Genomic DNA, 21,203 nt, shown 5'->3' with positions numbered 1-21,203 from the left:
TTTTTGTCACAATTGCATAGGAATCACTACAAGGAGGGAACTGATGAGTTCATCAGCTTCAATAAAAAACAACTCGCCAAAGAAACCTATTTTTACCCGTTTTCTCGATGGTGTTGAATATTTGGGGAACCTATTACCCCACCCGATCACTCTTTTCGCAATCTTCTGTGTCGCTATTCTAGTTACTTCAGGTATCGCTGGATATTTTGAAGTCTCTGTTATGGACCCTCGTCCAGAAGGTGCTCCAGGTCGTGCTGCTGACGGCATGATCTACGTTGTAAGCTTACTTAATGCTGAAGGCTTACAGCTCATTGTTACTAATCTAGTGACAAACTTTGTTGGCTTTGCGCCATTAGGTACCGTGCTTGTTGCAATGCTAGGTGTAGCGATTGCTGAGCACTCAGGTCTATTATCTGCGGCGATGCGTGGCATGGTAATGGGCGCATCTAAGCGCATGGTTACGGTAACCGTAGTTTTCGCAGGTATTATCTCTAACACGGCTTCAGAGCTTGGCTATGTAGTACTTATCCCGCTTGCAGCAATGCTTTTCCACTCTTTGGGTCGTCACCCATTAGCAGGTCTAGCGGCAGCATTTGCTGGTGTATCTGGTGGTTACTCTGCAAACCTTCTAATCGGTACGGTTGACCCGCTGCTTTCTGGTATTACTACAACAGCAGCACAAATGATTGACCCGACTTACAACGTTGGTCCTGAATCAAACTGGTACTTCATGTTTGTTTCTACTTTCTTCATCGCGATTACAGGTGCATTTGTAACTGAGAAGATTGTTGAACCAAAACTGGGTAAATACAACGACGAAGAAGCGTCTGAAGATTTATCAAATGATTCAATGGGCAAGCTAACAGACGTTGAGAAGAAAGGCCTTAAGTTTGCGGGTATCGCAGTGCTAGCGGTTTCAGCGCTTCTTGCTTGGACGATTGTTCCAGCTGATGGTGTTCTACGTTCAGCAGCAGGTACGGTTTCAGGTTCTCCATTCCTGAAAAGTATCGTAGCGTTCATCTTCGTATTCTTCGCAGTTCCTGGTTTTGTTTACGGTAAAGTTACCGGCACAATGAAAACAGACCGTGATGTAATCAATGCAATGTCTAAGTCTATGTCTTCAATGGGCATGTACATCGTACTTGTGTTCTTCGCTGCTCAGTTTGTTGCTTTCTTCAAGTGGACTAACTTCGGTCAAGTATTCGCAGTTGCAGGTGCTACTTTCCTACAGGATATCGGCCTAACGGGTCCAATGTTGTTCTTCGCATTCATCCTAATGTGTGGCTTCATTAACCTGATGATCGGTTCGGCTTCTGCTCAGTGGGCAGTAACAGCGCCAATCTTCGTTCCAATGCTAATGTTAGTAGGTTACGCACCTGAAACGATTCAAGCGGCTTACCGTATCGGTGATTCAACAACCAACATCATTACGCCAATGATGAGCTACTTTGGTCTTATCCTAGCTGTAGCGACGCGTTACATGAAGAACCTAGGTATCGGTACTCTGATTGCAACTATGCTTCCATACTCAATCGTATTCTTGGTTGGTTGGAGCTTAATGTTCTACGTTTGGGTATTCGTATTTGGCCTACCAGTAGGTCCAGGTGCTGCAACGTACTACACGCCTTAGTTGTAGAGTAGGGGAAACCTTCTTCTAATTGATATTAAAAAAACCTGCATTGTTTGCAGGTTTTTTGATTTTTTATGGAGAGATAGAACTAGGTTAAGCTCGGATGAGCCAGCTAGCGTTTGGCTAGAATTCTATCTAAGTGGTTGGCAAACTCACGACGGTCGGTTTGAGAAAGGGCACTTGGTCCACCCGTTTGGATGCCACTTGAGCGCATGGTATCCATAAAGTCACGAATGTTCAGACGCGCTTTAATGGTCTCTTTGGTGTAAAGCTCACCACGAGAGCTGAGTGCTTGCCCACCTTTAGTGATCACTTCGTCAGCCAGAGGGATATCGGATGTAATCACAAGATCGCCGGGTTCAGTGCGCTTTACGATTTCATCATCAGCAATATCAAACCCGCTTGGCACTTGAATTGAGTGAATGTTATTGCGTTTAGGAACGGGAACCAGATGGTTTGCCACAAAGGTACATTCAACCCCTGTGCGCTCAGCTGCGCGTACGATTGTTTCTCGGATAACCTTTGGACAAGCGTCCGCATCAACCCATATCTTCATAGTGTTCTATTTCTCTGTTAGCTTATTTATCGGTCAACTTATTGCTCAGTTGCCTTATTGATCAGTTAGTTTAGCTTCAAGCATGGCAACGCGAGCAGTGAGTTCAAGGATTTGCTTTTCCAGTTGGCTAACACGATCAAGTGCTGGCTCTTCTTGTGTCGCGACTTCAACTTTAGGAACACGATTTGCGCTTTTCCAGCTCTTGATGGTCGTGATTAAAGCGGGCATCGGAACGGATGTGCTCATACGAGCCTTAACTAAAGCAACTGTCGGCTCTTTCCCTTGCGCTTGCAGTCCTTCAAGCACTGATTTCAACTCTTCAGAAACATCTTTTGTCAGCATGTTGATCTCCATTTTTAGTCTTTAGTCATTTTACTCGCTCTGGTGAATGATAGCGAATCATAAAACCGCCCATGGCTTGTGAGAGATCTCTTACAAAGGTTGTGAGATAACACGAATACATCGCTAGAGAGATTGATGCTCACATGGTTAAGGTGTTGAATTTTAATTGTTTTATATAATTAACAACTTTCTTGAATTCAAAATGTGATGCAAATCTATTGTCCGAAATCCTAAATCGCGTAAATTAAACCTTGTCGGAAGGATTCTGACACGGAACAGGAAAGCACCAAGGATTTGGTTATCTTCAGGATGAAGATTTGGTTACTTAGGATTGAGTGATCAAGCATGGAGCGTAAGGACATTGTAGGGATACAGTCAGTTAACAGGAAGTTAGCTGCAACGGAATGACAATGGACACCTTTAGGATTAAAGGGTTGGATTAGCATCAGGACGATGTAAAGGACACCGCTCACGGAACAAGTGATGTGCGCTAACTAGGATTGTTAGCTTTCAGGATGATTGGACACCGCTAGGACGGCGAAGTAAAGGAAAGAGCTGAAGGATTACAGCCACTATTATGGATGATGCATGGAGCATTAATTAGTAGCCGGACTGCTGCGAGTAAGACCCTAGCCCTGACACTTCGGTGTCGGGGCTTTTCTTTTCCTAAGGCTTTTTCTCTATCTAGGGGCTCTCTTTAATTCAGGAGCTTTTATCTAAGCACGCGACATCTGCTTTTCTGCTAATGGTCAACACAAGGAGTGTTTTATGACGATAGCAACCTCAAGAACGCTGTTGGTACCTTATACCGAGCAGTTAGAACATGACTTTATCAAGTTGAATTGCTGCCCCATCAATCGTGCTGAAATGAACGGGCCGCATTCTATTGCCTCTGCAAAACACCTATTTCAAGAAATACTGAACGACAACGTTGGTTTTTGCCGAGCCATTATCCACAACCAAACCCGCGAATACCTCGGGCATTTGTTTGTTTCGTCTGAAGAAGGGAAGCATGAACTGGGATTTATTCTGGACAAGGAGTTTTGGAATCAAGGCCTTGCTAGTGAAGTGCTAAAACCTTTCTTTAGTTTGGTTTGTTTTGAAGAACACCTAACGAATGTTGTCGCGACCGTTAATGTTGGTCATAACCCATCAATTAAGTTACTTGAAAAGTTAGGCTTTGCATTTAAAGAGACCAAACAAGATCAGTTTGGCCCTTATCATGAATATAGTTATACCGCGTATTGCGACGTTACATTCTATGAGGCTGTAGCTCAAACCGCATAGAACGGAAGCCCACCATGGTCAGTTTCCCTTGGTACAGGTCATCACCTAACGCTGAAAACTCAAATTGATACACGGTGTGCCAGCGCCAAATGGTGGTGAGCTCATGGCGCATCTTAAGTTTATGACCACTAAAGGCAACACTTAATAGCTGTAAGTCGAGCTCTTTACATTTTCTCGCAATGGCAGCTTTCGCAAGCTCGGATTGCCTGCGCTGTTGCCAAAACAGAAAGCAAAAGAAGCACAGCATCAAAATAGCCAATAAGTTATCTATCATTTAATCCATACTTCCTTTTATCTCTCTATTCCGTTCGTGATTTGAGCTTTTTGTTATGAGCTACTGAGCTGTTCTGTCTGGTATCTATTGCGACTTAGCCGCTTGTTGTAATTCTACAAGTGCATTGGCGAGTTCTGGTGATGGGTTCGAGTTCAATAATGGTAAAAATACCATTCTCAGTGTCGGAATCATCACTAAATCTGCAAATAACTGATTGAACAAGTTTTGGTTGCCCGTTTGTGCGAGACGCAGCAAGAACTGCTCAGCAATAGTTGGATCTTGTAGGGCACTCCAACTTCGACCAGCTAAACCAATTAATACTTCTTGATGACTTAAACGTGGGCTAGCCAAAACTTGGGTAATCACAGCATTCGTTATATTTTGCTCTGCACCTGAAAGGGCACGAACTAATGCTGAAAGTAAAAACAGATCCGGTTCTTTACTTGAGATTTCATTCTCTGCCATCTCTTGCAAGCGTTGAGCTAGCTTGTCATTGATTTGCGTATGCTCAAGCGCTCCTAGTGTTGCATAAAGAGGCTCTGATGGCAGTTTATGAAGAGCCTTACGAATAGTGACACCGTTTTGCTGGCTGCCTAAGCGAGCACACATATCTGTGATACCCTGCAAGCCAACCGTTTTCCAGTTGTCCCAACCGAGTTCACCTGTGAAGTAGTGTTGAGCGTGTTCGTAGTATTGGCTCGTTGCAAGGTCTAAACCTGCTCTTACTTGGCTATGGAACACGGCCATTTTGTCTTCTGAAGGCTTGAAGGTATATGGGTTGTTTGACAGCTTTTGTTGTTGCTCTTCGCTGATCTCACCGTTCAAACGTGTGCCCATCGCTTCGATAACAAACTTAAGGAAATTGCCGACATCACCTTGATGTAATAGGCCTCTTTCGTCCAGTTTGAATTTTAGGAACCAGATCCAAGGTTGCTTGTGTTCGTTCCAGTAACTAATCGCTAAGTGAGCTTGTTTCTGAAGTGGAAATGGGTACGGCTGTTTCCCTTGCTCAACATCAGAGAATAAGGTGTTGTCGATCTTCTGAATACGGCGACCTAGGTCGTAGATATCGTACTGGCAACCGCTATTCTTTAGTAACTGAGTGAGCGTGTGAATCGTTTCCATAGTAATAAAGCTCCTAACTTTCTTTCCTAAATAGATGGTACTCTATGCCCCAATTTCAAGGTCACTAGATAAATAACTTGGTGAAAAATGACAGCAGCCACAAAGTTACCTCTTTTACTTCAACAATTAGAAGAACAAATGCGCCAATGTTCGCTATGGAGCACGCTTCCGCCTTCGGATGAAGCTCTGGCGAGCGTTGAACCTTTCGGGATTGATTCGTTACAACCGGAAGAGTGGTTGCAGTGGATCTTTATCGTTAAGATCAACGCAATGATGGATGCCCAAATGAGCCTACCGAAAGGCTTTGCTATCCATCCTTATTTTGGTGAAGTGTGGAAAAATGAGGCAGACAAAGTCGAACTGCTAGTGACAATTCAGAGCATTGATGAGGTATGTGCGTAATGTTAGAGATCATTTATCAAGATGAGTACTTTGTCGCGGTGAATAAGCCCGCTGGCATGCTAGTGCATCGTTCATGGTTGGATAAACACGAAACGCAATTTGTTATGCAGACATTGCGCGATCAAATTGGTCAGCATGTATTTCCATTACACCGCTTAGACAGACCGACATCGGGTGTGTTGGTGTTTGCGTTGTCGAGTGAGGTTGCTTCACAGGTGATGCCAATGTTCGCTAATCATGAGATGCAAAAAACCTATCATGCGATTGTCCGTGGTTGGATAGAAGAGGGCGATACGCTCGATTATGCACTTAAGGTTGAGCTGGATAAGATCGCAGATAAGTTCGCGAAAGAAGACAAAGAAGCGCAAGAGGCAGTGACAGTCTATGAACCGCTAGCAAAAGTAGAAGTGCCATATTCAACAGGACGCTTTCCTACGAGCCGCTACTGCTTGGTTGAGATGATGCCAAAGACAGGTCGCAAACATCAGCTGCGTCGTCACATGGCTCATCTAAGACATCCGATTGTCGGTGATACTTCACATGGTGATGGTAAGCACAATCGACTGTTCCGTGATGATTTAGATTCGCATCGTTTGTTGTTGCACGCTTCTGAGCTTCGCTTTATCCATCCTTTCACAAAAGAAGAGTTGGTGATGAAGGCCAACCTTGATGAAACTTGGCTAAGGTTGTTTGAAACCTTTGAGTGGGATACTAACTTAATCGATGCGCAAGCACGGTCGTCTAAATAAAAGTTCGATAAAACAAAGGGCTGATAGTGATATCAGCCCTTTTTACTGTCTGTATAATCGAAGCAGAACAACTAACGATGGTCATTAGTTGCCTAGTCTCGGGATCATTTTAGTTTTTCTAGATCCGCTTCGATCTCAGCGATCTTACTAGACACAACCTTCTCCAAATGGCGTAGGTCGGTCAGGATCTTCTGTTTTACATCCATCTCAGTGGTTGGCGTAGGTTTGGTGATCTTATTAAGCTCATCAATCACAAGCGTGAGGTTGCGGTTAATCTCAGTCACTTCTTTGTATTGATTATTGCCACCGCTAACAAGCACACTTTTTACTTGTCGTGGGTACTTAAACTTAACGCTTTTCGCGAACAGCTCGCCTTTCTGCTTACGAAAATAAATCTTCAGGATATCTTTGTGTGCTTCTTGGCGAAGGGAGTAACGTTCAATCTGTTTAGGCTCGTGGATACCTAAGCCAGTGAGGTTTGGATACATAAGCGACCTCTAGTTTATGAATGTAATACTTTTATGTAATTGACTTAATCAATGTAGCAGCCTAACGACGAGCTAGATAGTTGATATCTGTGAATTGATTGTAAGTTGTGGGCAAGATCGCTCTCTATCTTTGCCCACACTTATTTGGTTATTAAACCTGTTTTTAGACTGAATTCGCTTTCTAAGGTGCGAGTTCAGAAACGTGCTCGGTTAATCGTTCTCTTAGTGCCTGTTCTTGTTCTTCAGACAGCCTTCCTCCCGCTTCACTGGTCAGAATAAACAGATCCTCTGCTCGCTCACCTATGGTGGTGATTTTGGCACCGTGCAAGTTGATGTCTAGCTCCGCAAAGGTTGCACCGACTTGAGCCAATAACCCCGGCGTATCAAGAGCTCTTAACTCCATCAAGGTACGTTTCTTGCTCTTGGTTGGTAGGAACTCAACTAAGGTTTTGACCTTAAAGTGTTGCAAGTTACGTGGCGTGCGACGCGTCTTAATCTTAGTCGGGCGGCCATCAGTCAATACATGAGTCAGATGTTTAGCAACGGCTTTGTGTCTTGCTTCATCAATCGCTTCGCCGTGCTGGTCTAGTACGATAAAGGTATCCAAAACATGACCATCTTTGCTAACCATGACCTGCGCGTCATGAACGTTAAAGTTACGTCTGTCGAGTTCGGCAACCACGGTCGCAAACAGTGCTGCTTGGTCTTTACAATAAACGAACACTTCTGTGCCACCGCGCGTCGCTTTCTTACTGATCAGCACTAACGGTTGGCTTGGGTCTTCTAGGCGAAGTAAGTGCTCACAGTGCCAAGCGATTTGTTTATGTGTGTGACGCAAGAAATAATCGGCCTTAAAGCGTTGCCACAACACTTCAATCTCACGAGCGGTGAAGCCTTCTTTACGCAGCAGTGCTGATGCCATTTGTTGGTTGTGACGAATACGGTCTCTGACATCGACAGGGTTTTCCAAGCCGCGGCGCAGTGCTCGCTGCGTTGAGTGGAACAGCTCAGCTAACAGGGTTCGTTTCCAACTGTTCCATAGCTCAGGGTTAGTCGCACAGATATCGGCAACGGTTAAACAAACCAGTAGCTCGAGTGATTCTTCATCACGCACTTTTTTGGCGAATTCGGTGATCACATCTGGGTCGTAGATATCACGACGTTGAGCCGTTACTGACATCAATAGGTGATTTTGTACCAACCACGCGACTTGTTTGGCTTCAGGCTTCGATAGCCCGTGTTCAATACAGAAAGAGTAAGCCTCAACCGCACCTATCTCAGAGTGGTCTCCGCCGCGGCCTTTGCCGATGTCATGGAAGATAGCGGCAAGGATCAGCAACTCTTTCTTCTGTACTCGAGGATAGACTTCACAGCAGATAGGGTGCTTATCGTGGTTTTCGATTTGACCAAAGCGGTTGATGTGCTTGAGCAGGCGGATACTGTGCTCATCCACGGTGTAAACATGGAATAGGTCAAACTGCATCTGACCAACGATCTGGCTCCACTGCGGTAAGTACGCAGAGAGCACGCCCAATTTGTGCATTAAGCTAAAGGCTTTGTGCAGGGCATTAGGGTGGCGAACTAGATCCATGAACTTGTCACGAGCTTCAGGAATGGTATGCAGGAATCGGTTCAATCGACGGCGTGCCGTACGCAGTTGTCGCAATGTTGGTGGACTTACCCCTTCGATAGTCGAGTCATTGGCGATATGGATGAACATATCGAGAATGGTTTCTGGTCTTGCTTGGAATAGGGCAGGCTTGCGCGCTTCGATCAACGAACCTCGACGTTGGAAATCACTATCGAGAATTTCAGCGTCTTGGGTTTGACCTCCATTGATGATCGCTTGATCGAACAGCTTAAGCAGCATCTTATTCAGTTCAGCAACACGACGAAGGGTTCGGTAGAACTCTTTCATCATCATCTCAACACCACGGTTTCCTTCACCCGTATAACCCAGATGTTCAGCGACTTGAGCTTGATGCGCGAACGTTAAACGGTTGTCGTAACGGCGCAGTTCAATATGCAATGCAAAGCGAACACGCCATAAAAAATCTTGGCACTCAACGAGCTCACGATATTCAGCATCGGTCAGAAAGCCGTATTTGCTCATCTCTAACAAAGAGGTCGCGCCGAAGTGGCGACGCGCAACCCAGCTCAGGGTATGGATGTCTCTGAGCCCTCCCGGAGTCGATTTGATGTCCGGTTCTAAATTATAGGTGGTGTCGTGGTAGCGAGCATGACGCTCTCTCTGTTCTTGAATCTTGGCTTTGTAAAACGTCTCACTTGGCCAAAATGAATCGGAATGAATCTTCAGTTTTAGTTCTTGGAAAGTGTCTTCACTACCACATAACAATCGCGACTCTTGTAGGTTGGTCGCGACGGTTAAATCATCGGTGCCGATATCGAGACACTCAGTAATAGTTCGCACAGCATGGCCAACTTCGAGCTTTAAATCCCAAAGTAGAGTAATGAATTGACTGACCTTTTCACCAAGAGCTGGTGGTAGTGTTTTTTGCGAGACAATGAGAATATCAATGTCAGACAAAGGATGCAGTTCGCCACGACCATAACCACCCACTGCGACAAGTGAAATATGAGGCAGTTTGTTGAATCCGAAATTTTCCCACAAACGATTGAGAAGTAAATCCATGTATTCGGAGCGCAGTAGAACCAAATCGGTGACGGGATGGTGGTTCAGAAATTCATTTTTTTGATACTGCGTGAAGATCTCGAGCTGATTTTTTAATTCGCAGATTTCAATTTGTTCGTCATTGAACGTAAGAGGGCATTGATAAGGCATAGTCTGCTATCCGTGCAAGCAAATGAGAATAGTAAACAATTTAACAGAAGCTGATGGAAAATCGAAATTGAGTGGATAAAAAATATCCTCGACAATGCGAGGATATTTTTAAAAGGTTGATGCGCTCAGTTCGGTGAACTAAGCGTTCTTCATGATACGTGGGATTGTATCATCGCTGCGCAGTGTTAGTACTTCACAACCAGTATCAGTTACAACCAGAGTGTGCTCCCATTGAGCCGAGTTCTTGCTGTCTGCTGTGTATACTGTCCAGCTATCTTCGTCATCAAGACGACAGCCAAACTTACCCGCGTTGATCATTGGCTCGATAGTGAAGCACATGCCTGCTTTTAGCACGGTGCGATCGCTGTTCTTGTAGTGAACTACTTGTGGATCTTCGTGGAATTCAGAACCAATGCCGTGACCACAGTAATCTTTAACAATAGAGAACTTAGCGCGTGGGTTGTTCTTGTTGTTTGTTTTGATGTACTTCTCGATAGCAGTACCGATTTGACCAAGTTGAACACCTGGCTTAACTTGGCGCATGCCTTCGTAAAGTGCTTCTTGAGCAACCATGCACAGACGCTTGTTTGCAGGTGAAACCTCACCCACTAGGAACATCTTAGAGGTGTCACCGTGGTAGCCTTGAGGGCGAGTACTAAGATCGGCATTTGCGTCATCAGGGATGATAACTGTGATATCAACGTTCAGAATGTCGCCATCTTTGAGTACCGCAGGTTTGAATTGACCTGTGCTACCCGTCTCGTCTTGTGACGCGGGAATGCCGTGACACACAATATGATTGATAGACGTACAGATAGACTTAGGGAAACCGTGGTAATCGAGTGGCGCAGAGTATGCACCTCTTTCTAGAGCGTACTCATGACAAAGCGTATTGAGCTCTTCCGTCGTGGTACCCACTTGGATGTGAGGTTCGATCATCTCAATAATGTCAGCGGCCAGCTTGCCGGCGACGCGCATTTTTTCAATTTCTTCAGCAGTTTTAATTTTTACAGCCATTGCATATCTCTTAATTTGGTAGCACCTAAGTGTGCATATTGGGGCTATTCTATCAGTGCAGCAATTTAGCGCAACATTACCATGTCCGTACAATACTGGAGGATACTGTTAACGTGATTAAATAATGTTCGGTTAACAGATGCAGAACCTGCTTGATATAGACACTATTTTATAGAGAAAATTTACCTTTAGAGATCAGTATAGCAGTCGCCATTTTTAGAATTTTTTCTAGCCATAGATAGACAAAATATGGTATAAAGCGCGCCGGACATCAGGACTGTTTTCTCCAATTGGCGAAACAAGCTTTATGTCCACTAACTTATTTCTTTAAATCACACACATTCCGACACATGTTCCGGGGTGCCTCAACAACACAGATAACGGCTGAAAAGTGGTTAGTTGTTAGGGGTCGGATTCATGGGGGATGTGGAGGCCTAACCCCATAGAGGATTTTAAAATGGCAACTGTATCAATGCGCGATATGCTTAAAGCTGGTGTTCACTTCGGTCACCAAACTCGTTACTGGAACCCAAAAATGAAGCCATTCATCTTTGGTGCTCGTAACAAAGTACATATCATCAACCTAGAAAAAACTGTACCAATGTTCAACGAAGCTCTAGCAGAAATCGCTAAAGTTGGTGAGAAGAAAGGTAAAGTTCTTTTCGTTGGTACTAAGCGCGCTGCATCTGAAGCTGTTAAAGAAGCTGCTGTAAACAGCAACCAGTTCTACGTTAACAACCGCTGGTTAGGCGGTATGCTAACGAACTACAAAACTGTTCGTCAGTCTATCAAGCGTCTGAAAGAACTTGAAGCGCAAGCTCAAGACGGTACTTTCGACAAGCTAACTAAGAAAGAAGCTCTAATGCGCACTCGTGAAATGGAGAAGCTAGAGAAGTCTCTTGGTGGTATCAAGAACATGGGCGGCCTACCAGACGCTCTATTCGTAATCGATGCTGATCACGAACACATCGCAGTTAAAGAAGCAAACAACCTAGGTATCCCAGTTTACGCTGTAGTTGATACTAACTCTAACCCAGACGGCGTTGACTTCGTTATCCCAGGTAACGACGATGCAATCCGTGCAGTACAGCTTTACCTAAACGCTGCTGCAGACGCGGTTAAAGAAGGTCGTAACAAAGACGTTGCTGCTGTAGCTGCTGAAAAAGATGGTTTTGTAGAAGCTGAATAATAGCGGCTCTGAATCACGCTTGGCTTAGCTAATATAGATTTTGAAATCTTTATTAAATGTAAGCTAAGTTATAGTTAGATTGGGGGCCTCATTTTGGCCCCTGATTTTTACCTTATTTTCGAATCAACCGAGGAATAGAGAATGGCAACTGTAACTGCTGCTCTAGTTAAAGAACTTCGCGAGCGCACTGGCGCTGGCATGATGGAATGTAAGAAAGCGCTTGTAGAAGCAAACGCTGACATCGAACTAGCAATTGAAAACATGCGTAAATCTGGCGCAGCGAAAGCAGCTAAGAAAGCTGGTAACGTTGCTGCTGAAGGCGCAATCATCATCAAAGAAGAGAACGGTGTAGCTGTTCTTCTTGAAGTTAACTGCCAAACTGACTTCGTAGCAAAAGATGCTAGCTTCACTGCGTTTGCAGAAGAAGTTGCAGCTGCAGCAGTAGCTTCTAAAGCTTCTGTAGAAGAGCTACAAGCACAGTTCGAAGAAACTCGCGTTGCTCTAGTTGCTAAAATCGGCGAAAACATCAACATCCGTCGCGTAGCTTACGTTGAAGGTGCTGCACTAGCTTCTTACCGTCACGGTGAGAAAATCGGTGTTGTTGTAGCTGGTGAAGGCGAAGCTGAAACTCTTAAGCACGTTGCTATGCACGTTGCTGCTTCTCGTCCTGAGTTTGTTAACCCAGAAGACGTACCTGCAGACGTAGTTGCTAAAGAGAAAGAAGTTCAAGTTGAAATCGCTATGAACGAAGGCAAGCCTCAAGAGATCGCTGAGAAAATGGTTATCGGCCGTATGAAGAAATTCACGGGCGAAATCTCTCTAACTGGTCAAGCTTTCATCATGGAACCTAAGAAAACTGTTGGCGAAATCCTTAAAGAAAAAGGCGCTGCAGTATCTAACTTCGTACGTCTAGAAGTTGGTGAAGGTATCGAGAAAGCTGCTGAAATGAGCTTCGCTGACGAAGTTGCAGCGGTACAAAAAGGTTAATCCTTAGCGTATTGTTTGAAAAAAGACCGTGGCAAATGCTGCGGTCTTTTTATGAATAGTGAACTATTTTTGAAGGCAACGTTAGTGGTTATGAATGCAAACTGACTTACTCAGTTTTTATCCATGACTGTTAATCATCAACTCTTTGGAAGGTAAACTCCATGACTACGAACCCTAAACCAGTGTATCAACGTATTCTGTTAAAACTTAGCGGTGAAGCGCTACAAGGCGAAGAAGGTTTTGGTATTGACCCAACGATCCTTGATCGTATGGCTCAAGAAGTAAAAGAATTGGTTGAACTAGGCGTTCAAGTTGGTGTTGTTATCGGTGGCGGTAACTTGTTCCGTGGTGCTGGTCTTGCTGAAGCTGGCATGAACCGCGTTGTTGGTGACCACATGGGTATGCTTGCAACGGTAATGAACGGCCTTGCAATGCGTGACGCTCTTCACCGTGCTTACGTAAACGCACGTGTAATGTCTGCAATCCCTCTTAAAGGTGTGTGTGACGACTACAACTGGGCAGATGCAATCAGCCAACTACGTCAAGGTCGCGTTGTGATCTTCTCTGCTGGTACGGGTAACCCATTCTTCACTACGGATTCTGCTGCATGTCTACGTGGTATCGAAATCGAAGCTGACGTAGTTCTAAAAGCGACAAAAGTAGATGGTGTATTTACTTCTGACCCTGTAGCAAACCCAGACGCAGAGTTGTATGATACGTTGTCTTACAACACGGTTCTTGATAAAGAACTTAAAGTAATGGACTTGGCTGCATTTACGCTAGCACGTGATCACAAAATGCCAATCCGTGTATTTAACATGAATAAACCAGGCGCACTACGTCGCGTGGTTATGGGTGAAACTGAAGGTACATTAATCAGCGATGCTGACTAATTTTTCGGGCTTACTGAGGTGTTGTACCTTGGTAAGCTTATCCTTATCACTCCAAATAAAAAGCTTTCTTGAAGAAAGAACATAATCAAGGTGAAATTGTGATTAACGAAATCAAAAAAGACGCTCAAGAGCGCATGGTAAAAAGTGTTGATGCACTAAAAAACAGCCTGCAAAAGATTCGTACAGGCCGTGCGCACCCGAGCCTACTTTCTGGTCTTACTGTTGAGTACTACGGTGCTCCAACGCCTTTGACTCAAGTAGCTAACGTTATCGCTGAAGATGCACGTACACTAGCTATTACAGTGTTTGATAAAACGCTGACTCCTCTAGTTGAAAAAGCAATCCTGACATCTGATCTAGGCCTAAACCCTATGTCTGCGGGTACAGTTATCCGTGTTCCACTTCCACCGCTAACGGAAGAGCGTCGTAAAGACCTAGTTAAAATCGTTCGTGGCGAAGCTGAAGGTGGCCGTGTTGCTATCCGTAACATCCGTCGTGACGCGAATGGCGATCTAAAAGCACTTCTTAAAGATAAAGAAATCTCTGAAGATGAAGATCGTAAAGCACAAGACGAAATTCAAAAGCTAACTGACGCTGCGGTTAAGAACGTAGACGAAGTTCTAGCTGTTAAAGAAAAAGAGTTGATGGAAGTTTAATTTTCCATATTCTTTTCTTTCCGGAAAAACGCTGTACTCACGGTGCAGCGTTTTTTTATGCTACTCTGTTCGACTATTAGAATTTGATTCACTCTTTTATGCATAATTCTCAAGCGTTCACAGACTCTCTTCCTAAACACATTGCTATCATTATGGATGGTAATGGTCGCTGGGCAAAAGCTCAGGGCAAGCCTCGCGTCTTTGGCCATAAAAACGGTGTTCAAGCCGTTCGTAAAACTATCTCTTCTGCAGCCAGACTTGGCATTAAAGCCGTTACTCTTTTTGCATTTAGTAGCGAAAACTGGCGTCGTCCTGAAGAAGAAGTCGGTATCTTGATGGAACTGTTTATTTCAGTGCTGTCGAGTGAAGTTAAAAAGCTTCATAAAAATAATCTACAACTTCGTGTTATTGGTGATAAAAGTCGTTTCAATGATCGACTACAAAAGAAGATAGAAGAAGCGGAAGCTTTGACTAGCACCAATACGGGTATGGTTATTAATATTGCAGCTAACTACGGCGGTAAGTGGGATATTCAGCAAGCAATGACCTCTATTGCTCAACAGGTAAAGTCTGGTGATATTAATGTAGATGACATTGATGAAGCTATGATTACACAGCACCTGACAATGGCAGATATTCCTGAAGTCGATCTACTTATCCGTACCAGTGGCGAATGCCGCATTAGTAATTTTATGCTTTGGCAGTTGGCTTACGCCGAAATGTATTTCACTGAACAATTCTGGCCAGACTTTAATGAAGACAGCTTAGTAGAAGCTGTGACTTGGTTTGTTAACCGTGAGCGTCGTTTTGGATGCACCGGTGAGCAAGTTAAAGCTCTGATGGACAGTTAATAAGGATTTTTTGGTTTGAAACAACGAATTATTACGGCGTTGATTTTAGCTCCCCTAGTTATTCTAGGTATTTTCGAGTTATCACTTCCTACATTTATTCTTTCACTAGCGGTAATCTCGCTATTGGGTTTTTGGGAGTGGACTCAGTTTGTTGAAAGCAAATCACGTTATGTAGCGTTGATTCCAACGGTTGTGGTAAGTGCTGCAAGTTTTGCTTTTATCCCTTTTGATGCATTTAGCCTTAATAACTTGTCTACTGCTCACTACGCCATTCTAACGATTGGCTCGATTTGGTGGGTAATCGCGAGTGGCATGGCGGTGACTTATCCTAAGTCTATGCCTGCATGGAAAGACTCTTCTCTTCTTCGTCACGCCTTTGGTGTGCTGACTCTGCTGCCATTCTTCTGGAGTGTGGTTATCCTGCGTGCTAACGGTATCGATGTTGATCCTTACCACGGTGCTAAACTGGTGATGTTTGTTTGCTTGCTTGTTTGGGCTGCAGATAGCGGCGCATACTTTTCAGGAAAGAGTTTTGGTAAGCGTAAAATGGCACCAGCGGTAAGCCCTAATAAGACGATTGAAGGTCTTATCGGTGGCATTATTACTGCGGTGATCGTGGCTTGGATCTTTGCTGACTTGTTTGACATCCAATTCACAAGCCCACTTCACATGATTGTTATTACCCTTGTGACCGTTGTTATTTCTGTTCTAGGTGACCTTGTTGAAAGCATGTTTAAGCGTGTTTCTGGGGTGAAAGACAGCAGTAATCTGATTCCTGGTCATGGTGGTATACTAGATAGAATAGATAGCTTAACGGCTGCAATCCCTGTCTTTGCTCTGCTTTATTTAGCATTCTAATAAAAAAGGGCAGTGATTCTGCCCTTTATTACATTTCTACGGTCATATGTGATGCGAAATCTAACTATCCTTGGCGCTACCGGCTCAATTGGTGCAAGTACACTAAAAGTCGTTGAGCAAAACCCAGATCTCTATTCAGTGGTTGCACTGGCTGCAGGCTCGAATGTTGAAAAGATGCTGGCGTTAGTTGAAAAGTGGCAACCAAGCTATGTTGCTATGGCTTGCTCTGATGCAGCGTCTCAACTGACTGAAGTGTTGTCCGTGAGTTACCCTAACGTAAAAGTACTTTCAGGCACTGAAGGCATGTGTCAGGTTGCTTCTTTAGAGGAAGTGGATACGGTAATGGCTGCGATTGTTGGTGCGGCAGGTTTACTTCCTACTATGTCTGCGGTTAAGGCTGGTAAGCGTATCTTGCTTGCTAATAAAGAAGCCTTGGTAATGTCTGGGCAGTTGTTTATTGATGCGGTAGCAAAGTACGGTGCAGAACTACTTCCAGTCGATAGTGAACATAATGCTATCTTTCAATGTTTACCTCAAAGCGTACAAACTAACCTAGGTCGTTGTGATTTAGAAGAGAACGGTATCAACCATATTCTTTTGACTGGTTCGGGTGGTCCTTTCCGTTATACCGATGTGGCTGAACTCGAATCAGTGACTCCTGAACGCGCAATTGCACACCCTAACTGGTCTATGGGTCCTAAGATCTCGGTCGATTCAGCGACTATGATGAATAAGGGCTTAGAGTACATTGAGGCGAAATGGTTATTTAATGCCTCGCAAGAGCAGTTAAAAGTGATTATTCATCCTCAGTCTGTGATTCATTCTATGGTCCAGTACAAGGATGGCTCTGTACTTGCTCAAATGGGCGAACCGGATATGGCGACGCCAATCGCTTTGACGATGTCTTACCCTAATCGTACCGAGGCGGGTGTTAAGCCTTTAGACTTTACTAAAGTGGGTGAGCTTACCTTCTTAGAACCAGATTTCAGTCGTTACCCGTGTTTGAGGTTAGCGATTGAAGCGTGCTACTTAGGTCAGCATGCGACAACAGCCATTAATGCAGCAAACGAGATCGCGGTCGATGCTTTCTTGAACAATCAGGTGAAGTTTACCGATATTGCTGTCATTAACGAACACGTTATGAGCAAAGTATGTGAACAACATAACTCTGAGGGCTTAGATAGCTTGGAAAGCCTTCTCGAGCTCGATAATATGTCTCGTCAAATAGCCATTCAATTTATTAAAGAGCAGCTAACATGAGTGGAATTCTGTGGAACTTCGCATCTTTTATCGTAGCGCTTGGCATTCTGGTTGCTGTTCATGAGTTTGGACACTTCTGGGTCGCTCGTCGTTGTGGTGTGAAAGTTGAAAAATTCTCGATTGGTTTTGGTAAATCAATCTGGAGTAAAGTGGGCCGTGATGGTACTGAATACAGCTTATCAGTGATTCCACTGGGCGGCTACGTTAAGATGCTCGATGGTCGTGTTGACGATCTTTCTGAAGATCAACAGCAATACGCTTTCGACAAGAAGCCGCTTTGGAAACGAACGGCGATTGTGGGTGCAGGCCCTGCATTCAACTTTATCTTTGCGGTGTTCGCGTATTGGTTAGTATTTTTGATTGGCGTACCCGCGGTTAAGCCCGTGATTGGTGAAGTCACTCCACAATCTATTGCTGCACAAGCCGGAATTGAAACTGGAATGGAACTTAAATCTATTTCAGGAATCAAAACCGCAGATTGGGAATCAGTCAATATGGGGTTGATATCGCACATTGGTGATCAATCCATGACAGTGACGGTTGCTTCTCAAGACGACATCGGCTTTGAGCAACAAATGACATTGGATATTTCAGACTGGTCGTTCAACCCAGAAACTGAATCTGCAATGACAACGCTGGGCTTTAGACCGTATTCTCCAGAGATATCGACCGTACTGGCTCAAATCATTGATGATGGCGCTGCATACGATGCAGGTCTTGAAGCTGGCGATAAAATTGTTGAGATTAACGGGCAACCTATTGAACAGTGGCAGTCGGTTGTTGAGTTAATTCGTGCTAATCCAATGACATCATTGGACTTGGTCGTATTGCGAAATGGTGCCGAGCAGTCATTGGTTATGACGCCAAAAAGCCGCGAGCTTTCTGATGGTTCGACAATCGGCTATGCAGGTATTGCTCCGGAAGTCGCAGAATGGCCAGAAGATTATCGCTTTGAGTTACAATTTGGTGTAATTGAGTCTGTAGGAAAAGCATTTGATAAAACAGGTCAAATCATTGGATTGACACTGACAATGCTTAAGAAGCTCATCGTTGGTGATGTTGGCTTAAACAACTTGAGTGGCCCTATTTCAATCGCTAAAGGTGCAGGTACAACCGCCGATTATGGTCTGGTTTACTTCTTGGGCTTTTTGGCTCTGATTAGTGTTAACTTAGGGATTATTAATTTGGTTCCGCTGCCTATGCTTGATGGCGGACATTTGCTGTTTTTCGCTATTGAGGCCGTTACTCGTAAACCGGTACCTGAGAAAGTTCAGGAAATGGGATACAGAGTGGGAGGGGCAATCCTCTTCTCATTGATGGCTCTGGCAATATTTAACGATTTTACTCGTCTGTGAATGGTTTCTCACAGGCATTGGTAGTAGCAAGGAATAATTAGAATAAGTATGGCGATTAAGCAAATTCTGTTCGCAAGTCTATTGGCCACTAGTGTGGCTGCGAACGGAGCACAAAACTTTGTAGTTCAAGATATCAAGATCGAAGGTTTACAGCGTGTAGCACTTGGTGCAGCTCTACTGAAAATGCCAGTACGTATTGGCGATGAAGTGGATGAAAGCGATGTGTCTGAGATCATTCGTGCATTGTATGCTTCGGGCAACTTTGAGGACGTTAAAGTACTTCGTGATGAAGGTGTATTGATTGTTCAAGTTCAAGAACGACCGACCATCGCAAGCATCTCATTCTCTGGTAATAAAGCGATTAAAGAAGAACAGCTTCAGCAGAACCTAGATGCGTCTGGTGTTCGTGAAGGTGAAGCCCTTGACCGTACTACGCTGAGTAACATTGAAAAAGGCCTTGAAGATTTTTACTACAGTGTTGGTAAGTACAACGCGACAGTAAAAGCGGTTGTGACACCTCTGCCACGTAACCGTTCTGACCTTAAGTTTGTGTTTACTGAGGGCGTATCCGCTAAGATTCAGCAAATCAACTTTATCGGTAATGAAGTCTTCTCTGACTCTGAACTGCTTAGTCGTTTCAATCTGAATGTTGATGTTGCATGGTGGAATTTCCTTGCGGATGAAAAATACCAAAAGCAAGTATTAGCCGGTGATATCGAAGCGCTGAAATCTTACTACCTTGACCGTGGTTACCTTAAGTTTAAGGTTGACTCTACGCAGGTGGCGATCTCTCCAGACAAAAAAGGTGTTTACATCACGCTTGGCCTCGATGAAGGCGAAGCCTACACCGTTAAAGATGTCTCTTTCCGTGGTGAATTAATCGGTCGTGAGGCTGACTTCGAAGCGTTAGTGCCATTCGAAGACGGCGATACGTACAACGGTTCTTCGGTAACGTCTTTGGAAGAGAACGTAAAACGAATTCTTGGTGAATCTGGCTACGCGTACCCACAAGTTCGCACGATTCCTGAATTTGACGATGAGACCAAAGAAGTGTCGTTGGTTATCAATGTAGAAGCGGGCAGCCGTATCTATGTTCGTGATATTCGATTCACGGGTAACAACTCAACGAAAGACGAAGTACTGCGTCGTGAAATGCGTCAAATGGAAGGCAGCTGGCTTAACTCTAAGTCCATTGATACCGGTAAGAGCCGTCTTAACCGTTTAGGTTTCTTTGAAACGGTTGATGTACAAACAGTGCGTGTTCCTGGCAGTGAAGACCAAGTTGATTTGGTTTACAACGTTAAGGAAGCGAACTCAGGCAGTATCAACTTTGGTGTCGGCTACGGTACTGAATCTGGTGTGAGTTTCCAAGTTGGCCTGCAACAAGACAACTTTGCGGGCTCTGGTAACCGTGTTGGCGTAAGTGCCATGATGAACGATTACCAAAAAAACGTGAGCTTAGACTACCGTGACCCATACTGGAACCTGGATGGTGTGAGCTTAGGCGGTAAGATCTTCTACAACGAATTTGAAGCCTCTGAAGCGGGCATCGTCGACTATACCAACCAAAGTTATGGTACGAGCTTAACCTGGGGTTTCCCTATGGATGAGCTGAACCGCATTGAGTTCGGTGTTGGCTATACGCACAACAAGATCGGTAACGTACCGACTTATATCCAGGTTGAACAGTTTGCGAGAAGTATCGACCAATACGGTGATGAGCACATCTTAACCGATGACTTCGATATCAATATTTCATGGACGCGTAACAATTTGAACCGTGGTTTCTTCCCAACTGAGGGTAACCACCAACGTGCTTTCGCTAAAATGACGGTACCAGGCTCTGATGCTCAGTACTTCAAAATGCAGTACGATGTAAAACATTACATCCCGCTGACCAAAAAGCATGAGTTCACACTATTGATGCGCGGCCGATTAGGCTATGGTAATGGTTATGGTCAAACAGATGGTAACGATAACTTGTTCCCATTCTACGAGAACTACTACGCAGGTGGTTTTACAACCCTACGTGGTTTTGGCTCTAACTCAGCTGGCCCGAAAGCCGTTTACGGCAGCAGCACAGGTAATAACCCAACCTATGATACCGCTACTGATGATTCAGTGGGTGGTAACGCGGTTGCCTTAGCAAGCTTAGAGTTAATTGTACCAACGCCGTTTGCTTCTGATGAAGCGCGCAGCCAAATTCGTACCAGTGTCTTCTTCGATATGGCAAGTGTATGGGATACCGAGTTCGTAGACCGTGGCGCACCTAACAGTGGCGGCCAGTACTACTACGATTACTCTGATCCAACAAATTACCGTTCATCTTATGGTGCAGCCCTTCAATGGATGTCACCGATGGGCCCACTGGTTTTCTCTCTAGCGAAACCAATTAAAGTTTACGAAGGTGATGATGAGGAATTCTTCACATTCACCATTGGTAGAACTTTCTAATATTTAAAGGACAATATTTTGAAAAAT

Annotated in this window: 20 protein-coding genes; 13 read left to right on the top strand and 7 right to left on the bottom strand. The window is 44.4% G+C overall.

Annotated elements, in window-relative coordinates; all coding sequences use genetic code 11:
• Positions 1 to 43 precede the first annotated feature (43 nt).
• Positions 44 to 1,630: an AbgT family transporter gene (locus AB4503_RS02770; protein ID WP_017069391.1), complete on the top strand. Its 1,587-nt coding sequence runs from the start codon at positions 44 to 46 to the stop codon at positions 1,628 to 1,630.
• Between the two features lie 112 nt (positions 1,631 to 1,742).
• Here the strand turns inward: AB4503_RS02770 and AB4503_RS02765 are convergent, their stop codons facing one another.
• Positions 1,743 to 2,186: a YaiI/YqxD family protein gene (locus AB4503_RS02765; RefSeq protein WP_017063355.1), complete on the bottom strand. Its 444-nt coding sequence runs from the start codon at positions 2,184 to 2,186 to the stop codon at positions 1,743 to 1,745.
• Positions 2,187 to 2,240: 54 nt separating this feature from the next.
• Positions 2,241 to 2,528 carry a hypothetical protein gene (locus AB4503_RS02760; protein ID WP_017069390.1) on the bottom strand — a complete coding sequence of 96 codons (288 nt, stop codon included), beginning with the start codon at positions 2,526 to 2,528 and terminating at the stop codon, positions 2,241 to 2,243.
• 768 nt (positions 2,529 to 3,296) lie between these two features.
• Here AB4503_RS02760 and AB4503_RS02755 point away from each other — a divergent pair.
• The gene (locus tag AB4503_RS02755) at positions 3,297 to 3,815 is read left to right on the top strand and encodes a GNAT family N-acetyltransferase (protein ID WP_017060749.1); all 519 of its coding nucleotides are present in this window, start codon (positions 3,297 to 3,299) and stop codon (positions 3,813 to 3,815) included.
• Here AB4503_RS02755 and AB4503_RS02750 read toward each other — a convergent pair.
• Both AB4503_RS02750 and AB4503_RS02745 read right to left on the bottom strand, forming a co-directional pair.
• Positions 3,781 to 4,089, bottom strand: a complete 309-nt coding sequence (locus tag AB4503_RS02750) for a DUF3301 domain-containing protein (protein WP_017060748.1) — start codon at positions 4,087 to 4,089, stop codon at positions 3,781 to 3,783. The genes AB4503_RS02755 and AB4503_RS02750 overlap by 35 nt on opposite strands.
• An 84-nt stretch (positions 4,090 to 4,173) precedes the next feature.
• Positions 4,174 to 5,214, bottom strand: a complete 1,041-nt coding sequence (locus AB4503_RS02745; RefSeq protein ID WP_372113556.1) for a DUF3549 family protein — start codon at positions 5,212 to 5,214, stop codon at positions 4,174 to 4,176.
• Positions 5,215 to 5,301: 87 nt separating this feature from the next.
• Between AB4503_RS02745 and AB4503_RS02740 the strand changes: the two genes are divergently transcribed.
• Together AB4503_RS02740 and truC are read left to right on the top strand one after the other, a co-directional pair.
• Complete coding sequence (locus tag AB4503_RS02740) at positions 5,302 to 5,616, top strand: YqcC family protein (protein WP_017063358.1); 315 nt, start codon at positions 5,302 to 5,304, stop codon at positions 5,614 to 5,616.
• Positions 5,607 to 6,365 carry a tRNA pseudouridine(65) synthase TruC gene (gene truC / locus AB4503_RS02735; RefSeq protein WP_372113554.1) on the top strand — a complete coding sequence of 253 codons (759 nt, stop codon included), beginning with the start codon at positions 5,607 to 5,609 and terminating at the stop codon, positions 6,363 to 6,365. The genes AB4503_RS02740 and truC overlap by 10 nt, the downstream gene beginning before the upstream one ends.
• A 104-nt stretch (positions 6,366 to 6,469) precedes the next feature.
• On the opposite strand, the gene AB4503_RS02730 is transcribed toward truC, so the two are convergent.
• The 3 genes from AB4503_RS02730 to map all read right to left on the bottom strand — a co-directional run bounded on the left by AB4503_RS02730 (position 6,470) and on the right by map (position 10,673).
• Positions 6,470 to 6,853 carry a DUF3461 family protein gene (locus AB4503_RS02730; RefSeq protein ID WP_004738577.1) on the bottom strand — a complete coding sequence of 128 codons (384 nt, stop codon included), beginning with the start codon at positions 6,851 to 6,853 and terminating at the stop codon, positions 6,470 to 6,472.
• Between the two features lie 181 nt (positions 6,854 to 7,034).
• On the bottom strand, positions 7,035 to 9,656 hold the full coding sequence (glnD, locus tag AB4503_RS02725) for a bifunctional uridylyltransferase/uridylyl-removing protein GlnD (RefSeq protein WP_017060744.1): 2,622 nt from the start codon (positions 9,654 to 9,656) through the stop codon (positions 7,035 to 7,037).
• A 138-nt stretch (positions 9,657 to 9,794) separates the two neighbouring features.
• Positions 9,795 to 10,673, bottom strand: coding sequence for a type I methionyl aminopeptidase (gene map, locus AB4503_RS02720; protein ID WP_017060743.1), 879 nt, complete (start codon positions 10,671 to 10,673; stop codon positions 9,795 to 9,797).
• A 457-nt stretch (positions 10,674 to 11,130) separates the two neighbouring features.
• On the opposite strand from map, the gene rpsB reads away from it, so the two are divergent.
• From rpsB to bamA, 9 genes are all read left to right on the top strand, one after another.
• Entirely contained in the window at positions 11,131 to 11,862 is a 732-nt protein-coding gene (rpsB, locus tag AB4503_RS02715; RefSeq protein ID WP_032546326.1) for a 30S ribosomal protein S2, read from the top strand.
• Positions 11,863 to 12,003: 141 nt separating this feature from the next.
• A complete protein-coding gene (tsf, locus tag AB4503_RS02710) occupies positions 12,004 to 12,849 on the top strand; it encodes a translation elongation factor Ts (RefSeq protein ID WP_017063361.1) in 846 nt (281 codons plus the stop codon).
• Positions 12,850 to 13,010: 161 nt separating this feature from the next.
• Positions 13,011 to 13,742, top strand: a complete 732-nt coding sequence (pyrH, locus tag AB4503_RS02705; protein WP_017060742.1) for a UMP kinase — start codon at positions 13,011 to 13,013, stop codon at positions 13,740 to 13,742.
• 98 nt (positions 13,743 to 13,840) lie between these two features.
• Positions 13,841 to 14,398, top strand: a complete 558-nt coding sequence (frr, locus tag AB4503_RS02700) for a ribosome recycling factor (protein WP_017060741.1) — start codon at positions 13,841 to 13,843, stop codon at positions 14,396 to 14,398.
• Between the two features lie 98 nt (positions 14,399 to 14,496).
• Positions 14,497 to 15,249, top strand: coding sequence for an isoprenyl transferase (locus AB4503_RS02695; RefSeq protein ID WP_017066400.1), 753 nt, complete (start codon positions 14,497 to 14,499; stop codon positions 15,247 to 15,249).
• Between the two features lie 15 nt (positions 15,250 to 15,264).
• The gene (locus AB4503_RS02690) at positions 15,265 to 16,107 is read left to right on the top strand and encodes a phosphatidate cytidylyltransferase (protein ID WP_372113552.1); all 843 of its coding nucleotides are present in this window, start codon (positions 15,265 to 15,267) and stop codon (positions 16,105 to 16,107) included.
• 51 nt (positions 16,108 to 16,158) lie between these two features.
• A complete protein-coding gene (gene ispC / locus AB4503_RS02685; RefSeq protein ID WP_372058920.1) occupies positions 16,159 to 17,367 on the top strand; it encodes a 1-deoxy-D-xylulose-5-phosphate reductoisomerase in 1,209 nt (402 codons plus the stop codon).
• Positions 17,364 to 18,722, top strand: coding sequence for a sigma E protease regulator RseP (gene rseP / locus AB4503_RS02680; protein WP_017060736.1), 1,359 nt, complete (start codon positions 17,364 to 17,366; stop codon positions 18,720 to 18,722). The genes ispC and rseP overlap by 4 nt, the downstream gene beginning before the upstream one ends.
• A gap of 48 nt (positions 18,723 to 18,770) precedes the next feature.
• On the top strand, positions 18,771 to 21,176 hold the full coding sequence (bamA, locus tag AB4503_RS02675; protein WP_017069384.1) for an outer membrane protein assembly factor BamA: 2,406 nt from the start codon (positions 18,771 to 18,773) through the stop codon (positions 21,174 to 21,176).
• Positions 21,177 to 21,203: the final 27 nt, after the last annotated feature.

Origin of the sequence: Vibrio sp. 10N.222.55.B11 (genome assembly GCF_041473705.1) — a bacterium.
GTDB lineage: Bacteria > Pseudomonadota > Gammaproteobacteria > Enterobacterales > Vibrionaceae > Vibrio > Vibrio crassostreae_C.
The sequence above is the reverse complement of the archived record's forward strand: the minus strand, read 5'-3'. Positions and strand labels throughout refer to the sequence as shown.

Coding starts and splice junctions, on each gene's coding strand:
- AB4503_RS02770 (WP_017069391.1), top strand. CDS start 44: ATGAGTTCATCAGCTTCAATAAAAAACAACTCGCCAAAGAAACCTATT.
- AB4503_RS02765 (WP_017063355.1), bottom strand. CDS start 2,186: ATGAAGATATGGGTTGATGCGGACGCTTGTCCAAAGGTTATCCGAGAA.
- AB4503_RS02760 (WP_017069390.1), bottom strand. CDS start 2,528: ATGCTGACAAAAGATGTTTCTGAAGAGTTGAAATCAGTGCTTGAAGGA.
- AB4503_RS02755 (WP_017060749.1), top strand. CDS start 3,297: ATGACGATAGCAACCTCAAGAACGCTGTTGGTACCTTATACCGAGCAG.
- AB4503_RS02750 (WP_017060748.1), bottom strand. CDS start 4,089: ATGATAGATAACTTATTGGCTATTTTGATGCTGTGCTTCTTTTGCTTT.
- AB4503_RS02745 (WP_372113556.1), bottom strand. CDS start 5,214: ATGGAAACGATTCACACGCTCACTCAGTTACTAAAGAATAGCGGTTGC.
- AB4503_RS02740 (WP_017063358.1), top strand. CDS start 5,302: ATGACAGCAGCCACAAAGTTACCTCTTTTACTTCAACAATTAGAAGAA.
- truC (WP_372113554.1), top strand. CDS start 5,607: ATGTGCGTAATGTTAGAGATCATTTATCAAGATGAGTACTTTGTCGCG.
- AB4503_RS02730 (WP_004738577.1), bottom strand. CDS start 6,853: ATGTATCCAAACCTCACTGGCTTAGGTATCCACGAGCCTAAACAGATT.
- glnD (WP_017060744.1), bottom strand. CDS start 9,656: ATGCCTTATCAATGCCCTCTTACGTTCAATGACGAACAAATTGAAATC.
- map (WP_017060743.1), bottom strand. CDS start 10,673: ATGGCTGTAAAAATTAAAACTGCTGAAGAAATTGAAAAAATGCGCGTC.
- rpsB (WP_032546326.1), top strand. CDS start 11,131: ATGGCAACTGTATCAATGCGCGATATGCTTAAAGCTGGTGTTCACTTC.
- tsf (WP_017063361.1), top strand. CDS start 12,004: ATGGCAACTGTAACTGCTGCTCTAGTTAAAGAACTTCGCGAGCGCACT.
- pyrH (WP_017060742.1), top strand. CDS start 13,011: ATGACTACGAACCCTAAACCAGTGTATCAACGTATTCTGTTAAAACTT.
- AB4503_RS02695 (WP_017066400.1), top strand. CDS start 14,497: ATGCATAATTCTCAAGCGTTCACAGACTCTCTTCCTAAACACATTGCT.
- ispC (WP_372058920.1), top strand. CDS start 16,159: ATGCGAAATCTAACTATCCTTGGCGCTACCGGCTCAATTGGTGCAAGT.
- rseP (WP_017060736.1), top strand. CDS start 17,364: ATGAGTGGAATTCTGTGGAACTTCGCATCTTTTATCGTAGCGCTTGGC.
- bamA (WP_017069384.1), top strand. CDS start 18,771: ATGGCGATTAAGCAAATTCTGTTCGCAAGTCTATTGGCCACTAGTGTG.